The 18,530-nt window shown below is 73.6% G+C and carries 18 protein-coding genes; 12 read left to right on the forward strand and 6 right to left on the reverse strand.

The features are described from left to right. Window positions 1-166: 166 nt before the first annotated feature. Window positions 167-1,468: an alpha/beta hydrolase family protein gene (locus ACGFML_RS22585; protein ID WP_393546275.1), complete on the reverse strand. Its 1,302-nt coding sequence runs from the start codon at window positions 1,466-1,468 to the stop codon at window positions 167-169. Between the two features lie 199 nt (window positions 1,469-1,667). On the opposite strand from ACGFML_RS22585, the gene ACGFML_RS22590 reads away from it, so the two are divergent. From ACGFML_RS22590 to ACGFML_RS22615, 6 genes are all read left to right on the forward strand, one after another. After that, the gene (locus tag ACGFML_RS22590) at window positions 1,668-2,651 is read left to right on the forward strand and encodes a helix-turn-helix domain-containing protein (RefSeq protein WP_393546276.1); all 984 of its coding nucleotides are present in this window, start codon (window positions 1,668-1,670) and stop codon (window positions 2,649-2,651) included. Window positions 2,652-2,863: 212 nt separating this feature from the next. Then, window positions 2,864-3,991, forward strand: a complete 1,128-nt coding sequence (locus tag ACGFML_RS22595) for an energy-coupling factor ABC transporter permease (protein ID WP_393546278.1) — start codon at window positions 2,864-2,866, stop codon at window positions 3,989-3,991. Beyond that, window positions 3,991-4,752 carry a cobalt ECF transporter T component CbiQ gene (gene cbiQ / locus ACGFML_RS22600; RefSeq protein WP_393546280.1) on the forward strand — a complete coding sequence of 254 codons (762 nt, stop codon included), beginning with the start codon at window positions 3,991-3,993 and terminating at the stop codon, window positions 4,750-4,752. The genes ACGFML_RS22595 and cbiQ overlap by 1 nt, the downstream gene beginning before the upstream one ends. Beyond that, a complete protein-coding gene (locus ACGFML_RS22605) occupies window positions 4,728-5,510 on the forward strand; it encodes an energy-coupling factor ABC transporter ATP-binding protein (RefSeq protein ID WP_393546282.1) in 783 nt (260 codons plus the stop codon). The genes cbiQ and ACGFML_RS22605 overlap by 25 nt, the downstream gene beginning before the upstream one ends. Window positions 5,511-5,613: 103 nt before the next feature. Further along, a complete protein-coding gene (locus tag ACGFML_RS22610) occupies window positions 5,614-6,819 on the forward strand; it encodes a serine hydrolase domain-containing protein (protein ID WP_393546284.1) in 1,206 nt (401 codons plus the stop codon). Between the two features lie 139 nt (window positions 6,820-6,958). Then, window positions 6,959-7,744: an SDR family NAD(P)-dependent oxidoreductase gene (locus tag ACGFML_RS22615; RefSeq protein ID WP_393546285.1), complete on the forward strand. Its 786-nt coding sequence runs from the start codon at window positions 6,959-6,961 to the stop codon at window positions 7,742-7,744. 36 nt (window positions 7,745-7,780) lie between these two features. Here the strand turns inward: ACGFML_RS22615 and ACGFML_RS22620 are convergent, their stop codons facing one another. The 4 genes from ACGFML_RS22620 to ACGFML_RS22635 all read right to left on the reverse strand — a co-directional run bounded on the left by ACGFML_RS22620 (window position 7,781) and on the right by ACGFML_RS22635 (window position 12,505). Next, on the reverse strand, window positions 7,781-8,641 hold the full coding sequence (locus ACGFML_RS22620; RefSeq protein ID WP_393546287.1) for an EamA family transporter: 861 nt from the start codon (window positions 8,639-8,641) through the stop codon (window positions 7,781-7,783). Next, a complete protein-coding gene (locus ACGFML_RS22625; protein ID WP_393546289.1) occupies window positions 8,638-8,817 on the reverse strand; it encodes a hypothetical protein in 180 nt (59 codons plus the stop codon). The genes ACGFML_RS22620 and ACGFML_RS22625 overlap by 4 nt, the downstream gene beginning before the upstream one ends. 86 nt (window positions 8,818-8,903) lie before the next feature. Further along, window positions 8,904-10,562, reverse strand: coding sequence for a penicillin-binding transpeptidase domain-containing protein (locus ACGFML_RS22630; RefSeq protein ID WP_393546291.1), 1,659 nt, complete (start codon window positions 10,560-10,562; stop codon window positions 8,904-8,906). Window positions 10,563-10,765: 203 nt separating this feature from the next. Continuing rightward, window positions 10,766-12,505, reverse strand: coding sequence for a dolichyl-phosphate-mannose--protein mannosyltransferase (locus tag ACGFML_RS22635; RefSeq protein ID WP_393546427.1), 1,740 nt, complete (start codon window positions 12,503-12,505; stop codon window positions 10,766-10,768). Between the two features lie 75 nt (window positions 12,506-12,580). Between ACGFML_RS22635 and rsmI the strand changes: the two genes are divergently transcribed. The 6 genes from rsmI to ACGFML_RS22665 all read left to right on the forward strand — a co-directional run bounded on the left by rsmI (window position 12,581) and on the right by ACGFML_RS22665 (window position 18,175). Beyond that, the gene (rsmI, locus tag ACGFML_RS22640) at window positions 12,581-13,459 is read left to right on the forward strand and encodes a 16S rRNA (cytidine(1402)-2'-O)-methyltransferase (protein ID WP_393546292.1); all 879 of its coding nucleotides are present in this window, start codon (window positions 12,581-12,583) and stop codon (window positions 13,457-13,459) included. Between the two features lie 249 nt (window positions 13,460-13,708). Further along, window positions 13,709-14,155, forward strand: coding sequence for a hypothetical protein (locus ACGFML_RS22645; protein WP_393546294.1), 447 nt, complete (start codon window positions 13,709-13,711; stop codon window positions 14,153-14,155). A gap of 56 nt (window positions 14,156-14,211) precedes the next feature. Continuing rightward, entirely contained in the window at window positions 14,212-15,090 is an 879-nt protein-coding gene (locus ACGFML_RS22650) for a TatD family hydrolase (protein ID WP_393546296.1), read from the forward strand. A gap of 101 nt (window positions 15,091-15,191) precedes the next feature. Then, entirely contained in the window at window positions 15,192-16,346 is a 1,155-nt protein-coding gene (locus tag ACGFML_RS22655; RefSeq protein WP_393546298.1) for a ubiquitin-like domain-containing protein, read from the forward strand. Between the two features lie 21 nt (window positions 16,347-16,367). Then, a complete protein-coding gene (gene rsmA, locus ACGFML_RS22660; protein ID WP_393546300.1) occupies window positions 16,368-17,261 on the forward strand; it encodes a 16S rRNA (adenine(1518)-N(6)/adenine(1519)-N(6))-dimethyltransferase RsmA in 894 nt (297 codons plus the stop codon). Next, window positions 17,258-18,175: a 4-(cytidine 5'-diphospho)-2-C-methyl-D-erythritol kinase gene (locus tag ACGFML_RS22665; RefSeq protein WP_393546302.1), complete on the forward strand. Its 918-nt coding sequence runs from the start codon at window positions 17,258-17,260 to the stop codon at window positions 18,173-18,175. Before rsmA ends, ACGFML_RS22665 begins: the two co-directional genes overlap by 4 nt. Before the next feature lie 156 nt (window positions 18,176-18,331). Here the strand turns inward: ACGFML_RS22665 and ACGFML_RS22670 are convergent, their stop codons facing one another. Beyond that, on the reverse strand, window positions 18,332-18,529 hold the full coding sequence (locus ACGFML_RS22670; RefSeq protein WP_393546304.1) for a DUF397 domain-containing protein: 198 nt from the start codon (window positions 18,527-18,529) through the stop codon (window positions 18,332-18,334). Between the last annotated feature and the right edge of the window lies 1 nt (window position 18,530).

An 18,530-nucleotide genomic window follows, 5' to 3' on the forward strand; every position in this document is an offset into this window, starting at 1 on the left:
CGAGGCGTGGCGGGGTGCGTCTGCGGGTGCGGGCCGACGGCCTCGCGTGCGTCGCTCACCCCACCATCGTTTCGGCACGGCCCGGGGGCGGCAACTCGGCCGGGCGCCCGGCCCACCGGCGCACCCTCCCCGAGGAGGAGGGCGCCGCCGGGCCGGCCGGGCCGGGTCAGCGCGCCGGCAAGTGCCGGGCGAAGAAGGAGTGCACCGCACGGCGCACCAGGGGAACCGACGTGGCCTGGGCGACCGGGCCGACCAGCGCGTTCCGGTCCCGCGCGGTCATCAGCCCGGCGGCCTGCAACTGGGGCGCCATGGCGGCGTGGTCGGTGAACACGAAATGCGCGGCCCGGGCGATCTCGCGCCGCTCGACGCGCCGGTGCGGGTGGGCGAGCGCGGCCGCCCAGGAGCGGTCCCGCTCCCTCCTGGTGGCGAAGCGTTCGCTGCCCACCAGGAGCAGTGGCCGGTCCACGCCGTGCCGGGCGACGGGGTAGAGCTCTCCCGCCTCGCCGGGCCGCTTCGGCGGGTGGTCCAGATAGCCCTCCAGGTTGACCGTGGCGCCGATGCGCCGGTCCTCGTACATCGCCTCGGCCGCGGCGGTGCCGCCCGCGGAGTGGCCGTAGCAGCCCACCCGCCGCAGGTCCAGCGCCCGCCCCAGGCCCGCCGGCAGCGGGCGTCCCGCCGCGTCGGGGTTCCGCCCCGCCGCCAGCGCCGCCAGCTGGTCCAGTACGAACCGGAGGTCCGCGACCCGCGTGTCGATCATGGTGGCGAACTGCCGTGGGTCCGCCCGCGGATCCGCCCGGAAGACGGTGCACCGGACCCTCTCCCGGCCCGCCCGTGCCACCGGGAAGTCGACCTCACCCGCATCCCCCGGATGATCGACGGTCACCACCACCCGGCCGTGGCTCGCCAGCTCCTCGGCGAGCCCGGTGCCCAGGGTGCGCGGGTCGCCGCCGCCCGGGCCGTAGAGCAGCACCGGCCGTCTGCCGGGCAGTGCGGGGGCGTCCGCGTGCGCGTGGGTCCGGGTCGCCGCCCAGTCCACGCCCTTGGCCGGCAGGTGGTGCACCCGTGCGTCGACGGCCGCGAACGCCTCCGCCGCGCCCCTGGTCATCTGTGGTGCCACCGGGTGACCGCCGACCCTCCGGGCCGGATAGAACACCGTGACCATCACTTCCCGTACCGCGATCCGCTCCCACGGGTCGCGCCGCGACCGGTCCACGAGGTAGAGCGTGGTGGCCCCGATCCGGTGCGGCCCGGTCGGCGCCGGCAACCGCAGGGCCGCACCGGCTGCGCCCCGCCCCTCCGCGGGCCCGGACGCCGCCCGCGCCGGGTCTCCCGTCATGGGCGCACCCTTCGCCGGTCGCCCCGCGGCGCCGCCGCAGCCCGCGAGCGCCAGTCCGGCGCCCAGCGCCGTGGCCGATGCGATGACCGCCCGCCGGCCCACGTCCCCGTGGCCGGCCGTCTTGCGGATCATGTCTCCCCCTTGTGCCCGTGGTGTCCCGTGACGGCCGGGTACCGCTGACCCGTCCGTCCTTGCGGCCCTCGGCGCCTCCGGGTGGATGGCGCGCGAGGACCTGTGCCGGGCATGCTGGCGCCCGGCGGGGCGTGCGGGCGAGGGTTCAGGGCCAGGCCGAAACCATGGCGCCGCGCGGGAAAGCGGGAAAGGGGGGACGGTGCTCAGGATCCACTTCACGGCCGACGACCTCGCCCGTGTCCGGTTCGCGTCCCGGCCGGCTCCGCTGCAGGAGCTGAACGTCGCCCTGATGAAGATGTCCCTCCCCGACGAGCCGCTGCTCTTCGGCCGCTGGCGGCACCGGCTGCTGCGGTCCCTGCCGGCCGCCGTCCTGCCGCTGCGCGACCTGGCCCCCGCCGGCAGGGCCCCGCTCTTCCTCGACGTCTTCACCGACGGCGCGCAGGACGGCCTGGAGACCCTGCGGACCTCCTGCGCCGGGCTGGTCCGCTCCGAGATCGAGCGGGTCTACGCATCCCACCCGTCCCCGCCCCCGCCGTGGATCCGGGACCTGCACCGCGCCGACGCCGACGCCTGGCACCTCCTGCGCCGCGCCCAGCACGCGGCCTTCGAGACGGCCCTGCGCCCCGTGTGGCCGCAGGTCCAGGACCTCCATCGGGCGGAGTTCACCCGCCACGCCCTGACCACCGCCGAACACGGCATCGGCAGGGCACTCACCCAGCTCCTGCCGGGCGCCGAACTGCGCGAGGGCACCTGGGAGTTGGCGGCACCCGTCGACCGGGACATCGCACCGGCGGGCCGCGACCTGGTCCTCCTGCCCACCTTCCACTGGACCGGTCACCCGCTCGTCGCCGACCTGCCCGGCCGCCCGCTGTTCCTGACCTACCCGGCCGGCAGCGGCCTGCCGCTCACGCCGGACGGCGCGCAGGGCACCGACGGCGCGCTGTCCGGTGTCCTCGGCCGCACCCGCGTCGCCGTCCTGCACCGGCTCGCGGACGCCCACACCACCAGCCAGCTCGCCCGCCGGCTCGGCGTCAGCAACGCCACCGCCTCCGCCCACGCCGCCGCCCTGCGCGGCGCCGGGCTGGTCACGACGGTCCGGGCCGGCCGGGCGGTCCTGCACCGGCGCACCGAGCTGGGCGGCCTGCTGGTGCGGGGTGACGGCGGCGGCCCGCGGAACACCTGACGCGGGTCCGTACGCGACCGCATGTGCGCCACCGAGCGTGAGCACTCGTGCGGCGAGGGTGAGGGCGGGTGTCCGGCGCGCGGGGCACCGCGGTGTATCGCACGCCCGCCACCAGGCATTGTGTCGTTTCGCATGGTGGGCGCTCTTGCAACCACTTTGCAGTAGGTACCACCATTGGCTGGTTGCAGCGCCTGAAGTGGAGACAACCCGAGATGCACGTACCTGATGGATTCATCAATGCGCCGGTGTCGGTGGCGACCGGTGCGGTCGCCGCGGTCGCGGTCGCGGTCAGCCTGCGCGGTGCCCGGCGTGAGCTGGCGGGTGCGGTGCAGGGCGGCACCGGCGCGGGCGCGGAGCGTACGGCGCCGCTGGCCGGCCTGGTGGCGGCCTTCATCTTCGCGGTGCAGATGCTGAACTTCCCGGTGGCGGCCGGGACCAGCGGCCATCTGCTCGGCGGCGCCCTGGCAGCGATCCTCGTGGGGCCGTACACGGGTGTGCTGTGTGTGTCGGTGGTGCTGCTGATGCAGGGCGTGCTGTTCGCCGACGGCGGGCTGACGGCGCTGGGCGTGAACATCACCGATATGGCGATCGTGACGACGGTCGTCGCCTATGCCCTCTTCCGTGGGCTGGTGAAGGTGCTGCCGCGGCGTCGCCGTTCGGTCACCGTCGCCTCGTTCGTCGCGGCCCTGGTCTCGGTGCCGGCCGCGGCGGTCGCCTTCACCGCCATGTACGCCCTCGGCGGCACGACCGACGTCCCGATCGGCAAGGTCTTCACCGCCATGGTCGGCGTGCACGTGCTGATCGGGATCGGTGAGGCCGCGATCACCGCGCTGACGGTGGGTGCGGTGATCGCCGTACGGCCGGATCTGGTGTACGGGGCGCGGGGGCTGGCCCAGCCGCTGGAACTGCGGACCTCGCCGCTCAAGGGCTCCGCCCCGGCGCCGGACGACGTCACCACGGCGGCGCGCGAGGCCGCACCGGCCGCGCCGGCGCCCGCCCCCCGCCGCTCCGCCCGCCCCGTCTGGCTGGCCGGGCTCGCGGCCGCGCTGCTGTGCGCCGGCGGGGTCAGCTACTACGCCTCCGCCAGCCCCGACGGCCTGGAGAAGGTCGCCCACGACCAGGGCATCGACAAGAAGACCGAGGACCACGCCGCCAAGGACTCGCCGCTGGCCGACTACAGCGTCAAGGACATCACCGACGCGCGACTGTCGGGCGGCCTGGCCGGCGTCATCGGGGTCGGTGCGACGCTGGCCGTCGGGACCGGAGTCTTCGTGGTGCTGCGGCGGCGCAGGGCCGCCGACGCGGGACTTCCCGCCGCGGCCGCGGGCGAGCGCGCCTGATGGGCGCCGGGCACGCGCACAAGCTCTACCGGCACGGGCACTCGCCGGTGCACGCGCTGCCGTCGCACTGCAAGATCGCCGCCGCTTTCTGCTTCGTGCTCGTCGTGGTCTCCACGCCGCGCGCGGCGGTCTGGGCGTTCGGGCTGTACGCGGTGCTGATCGCGGCCGCCGCGGGCGCCGCCCGGATCCCGGCCGGGTTTCTGCTCAAACGGCTGCTGATCGAGGTGCCGTTCGTGGCGTTCGCGGTGCTGATGCCGTTCGTGGCGGAAGGGCCGCGCGTCGCGGTACTGGGCATGAGCCTGAGCGAGTCCGGGCTGTGGGGGGCCTGGAACATCCTCGCCAAGGGGACGCTGGGGGTGGCGGCCTCCGTGCTGCTGGCCTCGACGACCGAGCTGCGCGAACTGCTGCTCGGACTGCAACGGCTGCGGATGCCGCCGATGCTCGTACAGATCGCGTCGTTCATGATCCGCTACGGCGATGTGATCGCCGACGAGATGCGGCGGATGCGGATCGCCCGGCTGTCGCGGGGGTTCGAGGCCCGCGGCGTACGGCACTGGGGGGTGCTCGCCAAGTCCGCCGGCGCGCTGTTCATCCGCTCCTACGAGCGCGGTGAGCGGGTGCACCTCGCCATGGTCAGCCGCGGCTACACCGGCACCATGCCCGTCCTCTCCGACACCACCGCCACCCGCGCACAATGGACCCACGCCGCCGCGCTGCCCGTGGCCGCCCTTGCCGTATGTCTCCTGGGATGGACGCTGTGAGTACGACTACGACCCCCTCGCTCGACGTGTCCGGGCTCGCCTACGCCTACCCCGACGGGCACCAGGCGCTCTTCGGGGTCGACCTCTCCGTCGGGCGCGGTGAGCGGGTCGCCCTGCTCGGCCCCAACGGCGCCGGGAAGACCACGCTCGTCCTGCACCTCAACGGCATCCTCCAGGCGGGCGCCGGATCCGTCGCCGTCGCCGGACTGCCGGTGGGCCCGAAGCATCTGGCCGAGATCCGGCGGCGGGTGGGCATCGTCTTCCAGGACCCCGACGACCAACTGTTCATGCCGACCGTCCGGGAGGACGTCGCCTTCGGGCCGGCCGCGGCCGGGCTGCGCGGCGCCGAGCTGGAGGAGCGGGTCACCGAGGCGCTCGAACGGGTCGGGATGGCCGGGTTCGCCGACCGGCCGCCGCACCACCTGTCGTTCGGCCAGCGGCGCCGGGTCGCCGTGGCCACGGTGCTCGCGATGCGGCCGGAGATCCTCGTCCTGGACGAGCCGTCGTCCAACCTCGACCCCGCCTCGCGGCGCGAACTCGCCGACATCCTGCGGTCGTTGGACGTGACCGTCCTGATGGTCACGCACGACCTGCCGTATGCACTGGAGCTGTGCCCGCGCTCCGTGGTGCTCTCCGGCGGGGTGATCGTCGCGGACGGCACCACCCAGGAACTCCTGTGTGACGAGGAGCTGATGCGGACCCATCGGCTGGAGCTGCCGTTCGGGTTCGACCCGCGCTCGGTGACCCTGCCCGTGTGACCGGCCGCCCACCTGCGGCGATGTGACGAACACCACTGGCCAGGGCCCTGGTCATCAGCACTGATCTGCGCGTTGCACCATTGATGGGTCACCAAGGCGACGGATGAGTGGGAAGCGGGAATCAGTGGTGGACGTCCAGGGCACGGTCGAGGACGGCTTCGAGCCGGTCCGGGACGCCTTCGCGGACAACTTCGCGCGGCGCGGGGAGCGGGGAGCGGCGGTCGCCGTGTACCTGCACGGGCGCAAGGTCGTGGACCTGTGGGGCGGTGCGAAGGACGGGGACGGCGCATCCAGGGAGCCCTGGGAGGCCGGCACGGCACAGGTCGTGCGGTCGGCGACCAAGGGCGTCGCGGCCATCGTTCCGCTGCTGCTCCACCAGCGGGGGCTGCTCGATCTGGACGCGCCCGTCGGCACGTACTGGCCCGAGTTCAAGGCGGCGGGCAAGGAGCGGGTGCTCGTCCGGCATCTGCTGTCGCACCGCGCCGGACTGCCCGCCCTGGACACCCCGCTCACGCCCGCGCAGGCCGTCGACGGCTACAGCGGCCCGGCGGCACTGGCCGACCAGGCACCCCTGTGGGAGCCCGGTACCGAGCACGGATACCACGCGCAGACCTACAGCTGGCTCCTCGGCGAGCTGGTCCTGCGGGTCACCGGACGCTCGATCGGCAGCTGGGTCGCGGAGGAGATATCCGGACCGCTGGGACTGGACCTGTGGATAGGGCTGCCGCCGGCCGCACGCTCCCGCGTGGGGCGGCTGGCGGAGATCGAGCCGCCGCCGGCCCCGGCGGGAGGCGGCGCGGGCCTGCGGGTACGGCCCAAGCCGACGGTCGCCGACGCGTATGCCGACCCGGCCTCGCTCACCCGGCGGGCGTTCGGCGCGATAACGCCCCCGGCCGACGAGAACGCCGTGGAATACCGGGCGGCCGAGCTCCCGGCATCTGCCGGGATCGCCACGGCGCGGTCCCTGGCCCGCTGCTATGCGGCGCTGATCGGCCCCGTCGACGGCCACACACGGCTGTTCGCGCCCGCCACCTTGACCCTTGCCCGCACGGAGGAGTCGGCCGGCCTCGACCGCACGCTGCTCGTCCGGACGCGGTTCGGTCTGGGATTCATGCTGCACGGCCCGGCCTCGCCGCTCCTGGGGCCGGGCTCCTTCGGCCACCCGGGACGCGGCGGCGCCCTCGCCTTCGCGGACCCGGAAAGCGGTCTCGCCTTCGGCTACGTCACCAACGGCATGCAGAGGAACGTGACGGCGGACCCCCGGGCGCAGGCCCTGTTGCGCGCCGCAGCCTCCCGCGTGACCGGCTGACCCCACCCCGATCCGGGCCCTTCGAGGCCGCGGTCCTGCCCCGCCCCGCTCACCCGGCGCCGCCGCCGAGCCGTGCCCGGCCGCCGAGTTGGGTACGACAGCCGTGACGGCCACCCAACGGTCCCGGGGAGTGGGGAACATGCGACGGTTCGAGGGGTACGGCGCACTGATCACCGGCGCGGGCCGCGGCATCGGGGAGGCCACGGCCCACCGGCTGGCCGAGGAGGGCGCCCGCGTCCTGGTCACCGATGTGGACGCGGCCCGGGCCGAGGCGGCGGCCGGACGGATCCGCCACGACGGCGGGCACGCCGAGGCCATGGTGTGCGACGTGGCGGACCGGGCCTCGGTCGAGGCGGCCGTCGCCCGCGCGGCGGAGCGGTTCGGCGGACTGGACGTGCTGGTCAACAACGCCTTCTCGTGCCATCCCGACGCCGCGCGGTTCGAGGACGAGACGGACGCGGCATGGGCCGTGGACCTCGACGTCACGCTGGGTGGGGCGGTGCGCTGCGCGCGGGCCGCCCTGCCGCACCTGGCCGCCGCGGAAGGGCGCGGCGCGATCGTGAACGTGGGGTCGGTCAACGGTATCCACAACTTCGGCAACCACGCCTACAGCGCCGCCAAGGCGGGGCTCGGCAGCCTCACCCGCACGCTTTCCGGCCATGCCGCGCCGCGCGGTGTCCGGGTCAACCTGGTGGCACCGGGTACCGTCGACACCCCCGGATGGGCGGGGCGCGAACACGCGCTGCGCCGGGCGGCCGGGGCCTATCCGCTCGGGCGGGTGGGCCGGCCGGAGGACATCGCGGCGGCGGTGGCGTTCCTCGCGTCACCGGACGCGGCCTGGGTCACCGGTGTCACCCTGCCCGTCGACGGCGGGGTGCTGGTCGCCCACCCGGAGATCCGGGCGGCGCTGGACACACCAGGGTGACGGCCGGCCCGAGCCGCGTCGCCGGCCGGACCGCCGTCAGGCGCCCTGACCCGTGTGCAGCATCAGCCCGATGCCCACCACCATCAGCCCCGCGGCCGCGATGCGCGGGGCGCCGAAGCGCTCCTTGAGGAAGAGCGTGCCGATGGCGGCGCCCACGATGATCGAGGACTCGCGCAGCGCCGCGACGGGGGCCAGCGGGGCGCGGGTCTGGGCCCACAGGACGAGGCCGTAGGCGAAGACGGAGAGGACACCGCCGGCCAGGCCGCGCAGCGCCAGCGGGCGCAGCTCCGCCACGAGCCGGCCGCGCCGGGTGACGAGCGCGTAGGCGGGGATGGCCAGGCCCTCCAGGATCATCAGCCAGGCGATGTAGCCGAGGGGGGTGCCGGAGGCGCGGACGCCCAGGCCGTCGACGGTGGTGTAGGAGGCGATGGCCAGTCCGGTCGCGAGGGCGGCGAGGATGGCCGGCCAGTGCGGCTTGGTGTCCGCGCCGCGGATGCCCCACAGGGCCACCCCCACCAGGCCCGCGGAGGTCAGGGCCACGCCCGCCATCGCCCAGGTGTTGGGCACCTCGTGGACGAAGACGGCCGCGAGCACGGTGACGATCAGGGGCGCCGTACCGCGGGCTATCGGGTACATCTGGCCGAAGTCGCCCAGCCGGAACGACTGCATCAGCAGTATCTGGTAGACGACGTGCAGGACGGCCGAGGCGAGCAGGTAGGGCCAGGCCCCGGAGGCGGGCAGCGGGGTGAAGACGGCCATGACCGCCCCGCATATCGCGCCGCCGCCGCCGACCAGGGTGAAGGCGAGGAGCTGATCGCGGATGCCGTGGGCGATCGCGTTCCAGCTGGCGTGGGTGATGGCGGCTATCAGGACCGCCACGACGACGAGCGGGGTCACGCGGTGCGCTCGCGCACGTCCACGGCGCGGCCTCGCGAGCACACGACCGGGGATGCCGGATCGAGGGGGAGGGCCGTGCGCGGGGTGCCGGCGGCCGTCCGCACGGCCTCGGCGAAGCGGGGATGGGCCTGGGATCCGGGGCGCTCCGGTGGGGGGACGGTCGCGGAATCGCTCATGGCCCGCACGCTAGCGAAAGCTGTACGGGCCATGCGAACGAAAACCACTCGGTGAGACGAGGGGCACCCTGACGGCGCCCGCCGGCTCAGCCCGCGGTCAGGATGGCGCGGACCAGCGGGCCCGCGTTGGAGCCGCCGTGGCCGCTGGCCGGGACGACGGCCGCCGCGGCGAGGTCGTCGCGGTAGGCGGTGAACCAGGCGTTGGGCTTCTTCTGGTTGTCGACCTCGGCGGAGCCGGTCTTGGCGCCGATGTCGCCGCCGACCCCGGCCATCGCCTCGGCGGCCGTACCGGACGTCGCGGTCAGCTTCATCAGCGACTTCAGACCGCTGAGGGTGTCCGGCTTCATCGACCGGGCCGCCTTGGCGAAGGTCCGGTTGTCCAGCGACGGCGAGACGATGTACGGCTGGTGGAAGGAGCCCGCCCGGACCGTCGCGGCGAGCGTGGCGACGTTGAGCGGGTTCATCCGCACCCCGCCCTGGCCGATCAGCGAGGCCGCCATCTGCGCGTCCTGCTGGACCGGCACCGCGCCGTCGAAGGTCGGGATACCGGTCTGCCAGTTCAGGCCGATGCCGAACACGTCCCGGGCCTCGTTCGTCAGGTCGGCGTCGCCGAGGTCCTTGGCGTGCGAGATGAAGGCGTTGTTGCAGGACGCGGCGAAGCTCTGCGCGAAGGTGCCGTCCTTGATCTCGGACTTGTCGAGGTTCTGGAACTTCCAGCCGCCGACCGTGACGTACTTGGGGCACGGGTTCTTCTTGCCCGGCGCGGTCAGGCCCTTGTCCATCAGCATGGCCGAGGTGACGATCTTCATCGTCGAGCCGGGGGCCAGCGACCCCTGGGTGGCCATGTTGAAGCCCTTGGCCGGGGAGTTGGCGACCGCCAGGATCTCGCCGGTGCTGGGCTTGACCGCCGCGGCGGACGCCGACTTCTTGCCCTTGACCGCCTTCTCGGCCGCCGCCTGGAGCTTGGCGTCCAGGGTGGTCTTCAGGGTGCCGGGAGTGCCCTTGGAGAGCACCTTCAGCGTCTTGTCGGGCTGCTGCTCGGCGGGCTTGGCGCTCTTGGCGCGGTGGATGAACAGCTCCACGCCGGGCTTGCCGTCGGTCTTGTCGCCGTACTTGTCGCGCAGGCTGTCCAGGATCCCCGCCAGCGACGGGTGCGCCTGGGGCGTCAGCTCGGCGCCGTTGCGGTCCACGGCCTTGATCGGCGGCGCCTCGGCCTCGCCGGTACGCAGCTCGTCGCCCTTGGCCAGGCCCGGGTGCAGTACCTGCGGCTGCCAGGCGATCTGCGGCTTGCCGGTGGCCTTGTCGCGGTGGACGGCCGCGGAGGTGCGGTAGGAGTACGGCACCTTGGTGCCGTTGTCGTCGATCCGGGCGGTGACGGTGTACGGCACCCTGTCGCCCGTCGGCGCGCCCGGAGCGACCGTCACCTTCGAGAACTTCGCCCGCTTGCTGAAGGTCTCCAGCGCGCTCTTGGCGGCCGTGGGGCTGTCCGTCAGCCCGGCGGCCTTCGCGGCGTCACCGGACTGCCAGGCGGCCACGAACTCCTGCGACGCCGTCTGCACTTCCTTGGCGCTGAGCGGACCGGTCTTCACCGCGGGCCGGTCGTCGCCCGACTTGGCGTCCGCCGACGTGACCTGCTGCGGCGACTTGTCGTCGTCGGAGCCGCCGAACAGCGTGAAGCCGCCGACGACTCCCGCCACCAGGGCCACCGATCCGCCGATCAGCCCGTACTTCACCTCGCGGCGCATGGCCACCGATCCCCTCCCAGAGAACTCGTCCTTGGATACGCACACAAGAACGTGCGTCGCACTCTAAGGGACACGGGGGAGCGAACGACTCCCGGTGAGTCTCGATCAGGGCACGGTCCGGTGACGCGCTGTTGTGCGCCTGTCATGAACCTGTGATCGACCTGTGCGGGCCACCGCTCCGCATCGCGGGCGGCCGCACGCCCTCACACCCAGCTGTCGAGCCACATCCGGTTGTGCCAGGCCGACTTGGGGATCGGCATACCCGTATAGAGGGGATAGAAGTAGATGAAATTCCAGACGATGAGGAGGACGAGGACACCCGCGCCCACCGCCCCGATCGTGCGGCGGCGTTCGGTGGCGTTCGCCGGGCCGATGATCGAGCCGATCATCATCGCCAGTGCCAGGCACAGGAACGGCACGAAGACGACGGCGTAGAAGAGGAAGATCGTCCGTTCCTGGTAGAGGAACCAGGGGAGATAACCCGCCGCGACCGCGCAGAGGACGGCGCCGGCCCGCCAGTCCCGCTTGAAGAGCCAGCGGTAGAGCGCGTAGAGCAGCGCGAAGCAGGCGGCCCACCACAGCAGCGGGGTGCCCAGGGCCAGGACCTCGCGGGCGCAGCCCTCCGCCGCCGTGCAGCCCTGATGGCCGACGGTGGGGTCCTTGTAGAAGTACGAGACGGGGCGGCCCAGGACCAGCCAGCTCCAGGGGTTGGACTGGTAGGTGTGCGGGGTGGTCAGACCGGTGTGGAAGGCGTAGACCTCGGTCTGGTAGTGCCACAGGCTGCGCAGCCAGTCCGGCAGCCAGGTCCAGGAGCCGGTCCGGCCCTCGCGGGTGGTCGCCCAGTCGCGGTAGTAGCCGCTCCGGCCGGCGAGCCAGCCGGACCAGGACGCCAGGTAGGTGGCGAGGGCCACGACGACGGTGGCACCGAAGGCGGGCAGGACGTCGCGGCGCAGGACGGCGCGGAAGGGGCGGCGGGCACCGGCGGTCCGGCGGGCCGCCACGTCCCACAACACGGCCATCAGCGCGAACGCGGCGAGGTAGTAGAGCCCGTTCCACTTGGTGGCGGAGGCCAGGCCCAGGCAGAGGCCGGCCGCGATCCGCCAGGGGCGCCGGCCCAGCCGCAGTCGACCGCCGACCGTCTCGTCGGGCCGGGCGAGGCCGTCCGACCCCACCGGCAGCGCCGCCGCCAACCGGGCCCTGGTGCGGTCCCGGTCCACCAGAAGGCAGCCGAAGGCGGCCACCACCCAGAACATCACGATGAGGTCGAGGAGCGCCGTGCGACTCATCACGAAGTGCAGGCCGTCGACCGCCAGCAGGGCGCCGGCCAGGCAGCCCAGCGCCGTCGAGCGCAGCAGGCGGCGGCCGATCCGGCAGATCAGCAGGACGGACAGGGTGCCGAGGAGGGCGACGGTGAAGCGCCAGCCGAAGGGGTTCATGCCGAACGCCCACTCGCCCAGGGCGATCAGCCACTTCCCCATCGGCGGATGGACGACGTACGACGCCTGCGGGGAGAGCAGGATCTTGGGGTGCGGTCCGACGAGCGCCGCGTTGGCGTTCTTGTCCCAGGTGCCCTCGTAGCCGTACTGGAGCAGCGACCAGGCGTCCTTGGGGTAGTACGTCTCGTCGAATATCACGTCGTGCGGGCTGCCCAGGTGCCAGAAACGCAGGACTCCCGCGACCAACGCCACCAGGATCGGGCCGCCCCAGGCGGCCCAGCGCGCCAGCCGTCCGGCGGCGGCCGGGCCCACGCCGAACACCGCCCACAGCCGGGTCCCGGGCTCGGGGAAGGCGGGCACCAGCCGCGCCCGGAGATCGCCTTGCGGGCGGGCCGGGTAACCGAAGCGGCGCAGCCGCCGTTGCCAGGCGGGGGGCTGCCGGTCCGGATACCCGGCACGGTGCGCGCCGGCCTCGGTCGCGGTGGTGTCACTCGTCACCCGGCCCATCGTAGGCAAGCACGCTGTGGACCGGTGTGCTGCGCCGCCGTCCGGGGCGCCGCGCCGTCCTGGGAGGATGGGGGAGTGACTGGAACGCTGGTACTTGCAGGGACGCCCATCGGCGAGATCGCGGACGCGCCGCCGCGGCTGGCCACCGAGCTGGCGGCCGCCGATGTCATCGCCGCCGAGGACACCCGGCGGCTGCGCCGGCTGACCCAGGCGCTCGAGGTGCAGCCGTCCGGACGGATCGTGTCGTACTTCGAGGGCAACGAAGCCGCCCGGACGCCCGAGCTGGCAGATGCCCTGGCGGGCGGGGCCCGGGTGCTGCTGGTCACCGACGCCGGAATGCCGTCCGTCTCCGACCCCGGCTACCGGTTGGTGGCGGCGGCGGTGGAGCGCGGCGTGAAGGTCACCGCGGTACCGGGGCCGTCCGCCGTGCTCACCGCCCTGGCGGTGTCCGGTCTGCCGGTGGACCGCTTCTGCTTCGAGGGGTTCCTGCCGCGCAAGGCGGGCGAGCGGCTCTCGCGGCTGCGCGAGGTCGCGGGTGAGCGCCGCACCCTGGTCTATTTCGAGGCTCCGCACCGGCTGGACGACACCCTCGCCGCGATGGCCGAGGTGTTCGGCGCGGACCGGCGGGCCGCGGTCTGCCGCGAGCTGACCAAGACCTACGAGGAGGTCCGGCGCGGGCCGCTCGGGGAGCTGGCGCCGTGGGCGGCCGAAGGCGTACGGGGCGAGATCACCGTCGTCGTCGAGGGCGCGCCGGAGACCGGGCCCGAGGAGCTGGGGCAGGACGAGCTGGTGCGCCGGGTGCGGGTGCGCGAGGAGGCGGGGGAGCGGCGCAAGGAGGCCATTGCGGCGGTTGCGGCGGATGCGGGGCTGCCCAAGCGGCAGGTTTTCGACGCCGTCGTCGCGGCGAAGAACGCGGCTCGCCCAGAACCGGCCCACGGGAAGGTAAATGACTGACCCGGAAGGTAAAGGCAGGGGCCGCGCAGCCGGGTGTTTCCCCTGCCCCCTGCCAAATCTGGGCCAATAGCAAGCCGCTCACCTGCACATCCGGCCGGGAAAGGCGTCCACTGGGGGTGGGACGTACGGTCCCGGACACCTTGCCTTGTCCTGTGGACAAGAGGGAGTGCACATGAGCGAGCGTAGTGAGCGAATCGACAAGAGGTGCGTGCTGAGCGCATGCGAGGCCGAGCGATGCGAGGTTTCGGCATGAGTGACATCGCGAAGACCAGCAGTACTCCGGCGCGCGGAGCTTCCCCCTTTCCCCGGTCCGAGCCGGCGGCACACGAGGCATACGCCTTCGCGTGCATGAAGTGCGGCCACGGCTGGGAGCAGGCGTACGAGATAGAGCACCCGGTGGACGCCAAGGGCGACCCGCACGTCATCTACTACGCGGACGGCGAGCGCGTGCCGTCGCCGCTGACCCGGCCCACCTGCCTCAACTGCGGCAGCAACGTCGTACGCATCATGCGCTCCGGCCAGGTCTCGATGGTCTCCGACGCGATAGCGAACATGCACCAGCGCCAGCCCGGCAACGGCAGGAGGAAGGCCGCCCCCGACGCGGCCGAGAAGCGCACCGGCAGCACCGCCGAGCCCACCGGCCGCCACCACTGGCACCTCTCCGACCTGCTGCACCCCTTTCAGCACCGCAGGTGACCGCCCGGTACCACCGGGGATGAGGGGCGGGCCGCGGTCCTCGTAGGATCGCGGCCATGGCACCGCAGGACGACAAGACCACCCCGCCGCCGCTGCCCGAACCGCTTCGGGTGCCGGTCGCGGACTCGCACACCCACCTCGACATGCAGGACTCCACGGTCGGCGAAGCGCTCGCCAAGGCCGCCTCGGTCGGGGTGACCACCGTGGTGCAGGTGGGCTGTGACCTGGCCGGATCCCGCTGGGCCGCGGACACCGCCGCCGCATACGACAGCGTGCACGCGACCGTCGCGCTGCACCCCAACGAAGCGCCGCGGATCGTTCTCGGCGACCCTGATGGCTGGTCGCGCCAGGGAGCGCGGCAGCCGGGCGGGGACGCCGCCCTCGATACGGCGCTCGACGAGATCGACACGCTCGCGGCCCGTCCCGAGGTCCGCGGCGTCGGCGAGACCGGACTCGACCACTTCCGCACCGGCCCCGACGGCATGGCCGCCCAGCAGCGGTCCTTCCGCGCCCACATCGAGATCGCCAAGCGGCACGGCAAGGCCCTGGTCATCCACGACCGCGACGCCCACGAGGACGTGCTGCGGATCCTGCGCGAGGAGGGTGCGCCGGAACGCACCGTCTTCCACTGCTACTCCGGTGACGCCGACATGGCCCGGATCTGCGCCGAGGCCGGCTACTTCATGTCCTTCGCCGGCAACGTCACCTTCAAGAACGCCCAGCCGCTGCGCGACGCGCTCGCCGTCGCCCCGCCCGAGCTGGTGCTCGTCGAGACCGACGCACCGTTCCTCACTCCTGTGCCGTACCGCGGACGGGCGAACGCGCCCTACCTGATTCCGTACACGCTGCGGGCGATGGCCGAGGTCAAAGGGATGACCGAGGACGCGCTGGCCTCGGCCGTCGCGGCGAACACGGCACGCGCCTTCGGTTACTGACCCGGACGGGCGGCGACTCTGCGTAGTCGTTCGACTTTGGACGGTGACCGTCGCTCCGTTACCCTCCGGCCGTCAACCGGATCTGTGGCATCTGGAGCGTCGTGAGTCCTTCGCAGAGCAGCCACCGCGCCGCGCGCGGCCGTCGCAGGCGCGCCCCCCGGCGCCCGGAAGCGCTGCGCCGGCTGCTGCCCCGGGCCCTGGTGGTGGCCTTCCTGGCCGGCGGCACCACCGCCTTCATCGCGCACGACAAGGCGATCCGGCTCAGCGTCGACGGCCACCCGCGCACCCTGCACACCTTCGCCGACGACGTCGAGGACCTGCTGGACGACGAGCACCTCGACGTCGGCCCACACGACATCGTCGCCCCCGCCCCCGGCACCGGACTCCGCAGCGGCGACGACGTCGTCGTCCGGCGCGGCCGCCGCGTCGCCCTCACCGTCGACGGGCGCCGCCACCAGGTGTGGACCACCGCCGCGACCGTGGACGACGCGCTCCGCCAGCTCGGCGTACGGGCCGAGGGCGCCTATCTGTCCAGCTCCCGCTCCCGGCGCATCGAGCGGCACGGCCTGGAGCTGGCCGTCCGCACCGAACGCTCGGTGGTCTTCGTCGCCGACGGCCGCGAACATCGCATCCGCACCAACGCCGCCACCGTCCGCGAGGCCCTTGCGCAGGCCGGGCTCGCGCTGCGCGACGAGGACACCACCTCGGTGCCGCCGGAGAGCTTCCCGCACGAGGGCCAGAGCGTCTCGGTGCTGCGGATCACCGGCTCCCAGGAGGTGCGCGAGGAGCCGATCCCGTTCCGCACGGTCCACAGGCGCGACCCCCAGCTGGCCGGCGGCACCGAATCCGTGGTCCAGCAGGGGCGGCCCGGAGTGCGGCGGGTCACCTATCGCCTGCGGACCGTCAACGGCGTCAAACAGCGCCCGCGGCGGCTGACCACCGACGTGGTCCGGGCGCCGCGCCCGCAGATCGTGCACATCGGCACCAGGCCGCTGCCCACCTCCGTCCGGGGCGCCGACCACCTCGCCTGGGGCGCGCTGGCACTGTGCGAGGCGGGCGGCCGCCCGAACGCGGTCGACGCCTCGGGCTCCTTCGGCGGCCTCTACCAGTTCGACGTCGGCACCTGGCACGCCCTCGGCGGCAGCGGCCGCCCACAGGACGCTCCCGCCCAGGAGCAGACCTACCGTGCGAAGAAGCTCTACCTGACCCGGGGGGCGAGCCCCTGGCCGGTCTGCGGCCGCAAACTGCACGGCTGAACGAGCCCGTAAACTTCCCGGGTGAGCAACAGCAGCACCACCGACGACTCCGGTCCACTCCTCGGGCCCGCCGACATCCGCGAGCTGGCCGCCGCGCTGGGCGTGCGGCCCACCAAGCAGCGCGGCCAGAACTTCGTCATCGACGCCAACACCGTCCGCCGGATCGTGCGGACCGCCGGCGTGCGCCCCGACGACGTGGTCGTCGAGGTCGGGCCCGGCCTCGGGTCGCTGACCCTGGCGCTGCTGGAAGCCGCCGACCGGGTCACCGCCGTCGAGATCGACGAGGTCCTGGCGGCCGCCCTGCCCGCCACCGTCGCCACCCGGCTGCCCGCCCGCGCCGACCGCTTCGCGCTGGTCCACAGCGACGCCATGCAGGTCACCGAGCTGCCCGGCCCGGCACCCACCGCCCTCGTCGCGAATCTGCCCTACAACGTCGCGGTCCCCGTCCTGCTGCACATGCTCGCGACCTTCCCCACCATCGACCGCACTCTGGTCATGGTGCAGGCCGAGGTCGCCGACCGGCTCGCGGCCCGTCCCGGCAACAAGGTCTACGGCGTCCCGTCGGTGAAGGCCAACTGGTACGCCGAGGTCAAGCGGGCCGGCTCCATCGGCCGCAACGTCTTCTGGCCCGCGCCGAACGTCGACTCGGGGCTGGTCTCGCTCGTCCGCCGGGAGAAGCCGGTGGCGACGACGGCGAGCCGGCGGGAGGTCTTCGCGGTCGTCGACGCCGCCTTCGCGCAGCGGCGCAAGACCCTGCGGGCCGCACTGTCGGGGTGGGCCGGCTCGGCCGCCGCCGCGGAGGCCGCGCTGACCGGCGCGGGCATCTCGCCGCAGGCCCGCGGCGAGGCGCTGACCGTGGAAGAGTTCGCGAGGATCGCCGAGCACAAGGTGCGCACAGAGGGAGACGCGGGATGAGGGCGAGCGGGACGAGCGGTGCCTCGGTCACCGTACGGGTACCGGCCAAGGTCAACGTCCAGCTGGCGGTGGGCGCTGCCCGGCCCGACGGCTTCCACGACCTGGCCAACGTCTTCCTCGCCGTCGGCCTCTACGACGAGGTCACCGCCACCCCCTCGGACACCCTGCGGATCACCGCCGAGGGCCACGACGTCGACCGGATCCCGCTGGACCGCACGAACCTGGCGGCCCGCGCCGCCGAACTCCTCGCGGCCCGGCACGGCATCGAGCCGAACGTCCACCTCCACATCACCAAGGACATCCCCGTCGCGGGCGGCATGGCGGGCGGCAGCGCGGACGCCGCGGGCGCCCTCCTCGCCTGTGACACCCTCTGGTCCACCGGCGCCGACCGCACCGAACTCCTCGACATCTGCGCCGAGTTGGGCAGCGATGTGCCGTTCAGCCTGATCGGCGGTGCGGCGCTGGGCGTGGGCCGGGGCGAGCTGCTGACGCCGCTGCCCGTCGGCGACGCCTTCCACTGGGTCTTCGCGGTCGCCGACGGCGGGCTGTCCACCCCGGCCGTCTACCGCGAGTTCGACCGGCTCACGGCGGGCACGGCGGTGCCGGAGCCCGTGGCCGCACCGGAGCTGTTGGCCGCACTGGAGGCCGGTGACGCCACCGCGCTCGCCGCGACCCTCGTCAACGACCTCCAGCCCGCGGCGCTCTCGCTGCGGCCGTCCCTGACCACGACCCTGGAGGCGGGCACCGCGGCCGGTGCGCTGGCCGCGCTCGTCTCCGGCTCGGGGCCGACCACCGCCTTCCTGGTCAAGGACGCGCAGGCGGCAGGCGACGTCGCGGCGGCGCTGCTGGCGTCGGGGACCTGCCGCGAGGTACGGGTGGCGGATTCACCGGCGGCGGGGGCGACCGCTCTCTAGGGGCGAGAGCCCTCTAGAGGGCTCTCTAGGGGGAGGGTCCTCTAGGGGCGAGGGGAACAGATCCCGTAGGGGGTGTGAGCGCCCCCTCGGGGCCACAACGAGGCCAGGCCGGGCGGGTATTCCCGAATCCCGTGGTCGCCGTGCCCTGAGGAGCGCTCAAATGCCCCGTAGACCGGCGTCCTTGACGGCGGAGACGAAGGACGACCAGGCGGCGACCGGGAAGACGAGCGCCGGGCCGTGCGGGTCCTTGGAATCACGGACGGGGATGACGCCGGGGAGGTCGTCGGAGACCTCGACGCAGTCCCCGCCATCGCCGTTGGTGTAGCTGCTCGTGCGCCAGACGGCGGTGCTCAAG

The sequence above is a fragment of the Streptomyces sp. NPDC048650 genome, from assembly GCF_043199095.1.
Lineage (GTDB): Bacteria > Actinomycetota > Actinomycetes > Streptomycetales > Streptomycetaceae > Streptomyces.

Excerpts from the sequence above, each read along its gene's own strand:
- ACGFML_RS22665 (WP_393546302.1), top strand. The coding sequence starts at position 17,258 with ATGAGGGCGAGCGGGACGAGCGGTGCCTCGGTCACCGTACGGGTACCG.
- ACGFML_RS22595 (WP_393546278.1), top strand. The coding sequence starts at position 2,864 with ATGCACGTACCTGATGGATTCATCAATGCGCCGGTGTCGGTGGCGACC.
- ACGFML_RS22650 (WP_393546296.1), top strand. The coding sequence starts at position 14,212 with ATGGCACCGCAGGACGACAAGACCACCCCGCCGCCGCTGCCCGAACCG.
- ACGFML_RS22610 (WP_393546284.1), top strand. The coding sequence starts at position 5,614 with ATGAGTGGGAAGCGGGAATCAGTGGTGGACGTCCAGGGCACGGTCGAG.
- ACGFML_RS22615 (WP_393546285.1), top strand. The coding sequence starts at position 6,959 with ATGCGACGGTTCGAGGGGTACGGCGCACTGATCACCGGCGCGGGCCGC.
- ACGFML_RS22625 (WP_393546289.1), bottom strand. The coding sequence starts at position 8,817 with ATGAGCGATTCCGCGACCGTCCCCCCACCGGAGCGCCCCGGATCCCAG.
- ACGFML_RS22635 (WP_393546427.1), bottom strand. The coding sequence starts at position 12,505 with ATGGGCCGGGTGACGAGTGACACCACCGCGACCGAGGCCGGCGCGCAC.
- cbiQ (WP_393546280.1), top strand. The coding sequence starts at position 3,991 with ATGGGCGCCGGGCACGCGCACAAGCTCTACCGGCACGGGCACTCGCCG.
- ACGFML_RS22630 (WP_393546291.1), bottom strand. The coding sequence starts at position 10,562 with ATGCGCCGCGAGGTGAAGTACGGGCTGATCGGCGGATCGGTGGCCCTG.
- ACGFML_RS22645 (WP_393546294.1), top strand. The coding sequence starts at position 13,709 with ATGAGTGACATCGCGAAGACCAGCAGTACTCCGGCGCGCGGAGCTTCC.
- ACGFML_RS22605 (WP_393546282.1), top strand. The coding sequence starts at position 4,728 with ATGTCTCCTGGGATGGACGCTGTGAGTACGACTACGACCCCCTCGCTC.
- ACGFML_RS22585 (WP_393546275.1), bottom strand. The coding sequence starts at position 1,468 with ATGATCCGCAAGACGGCCGGCCACGGGGACGTGGGCCGGCGGGCGGTC.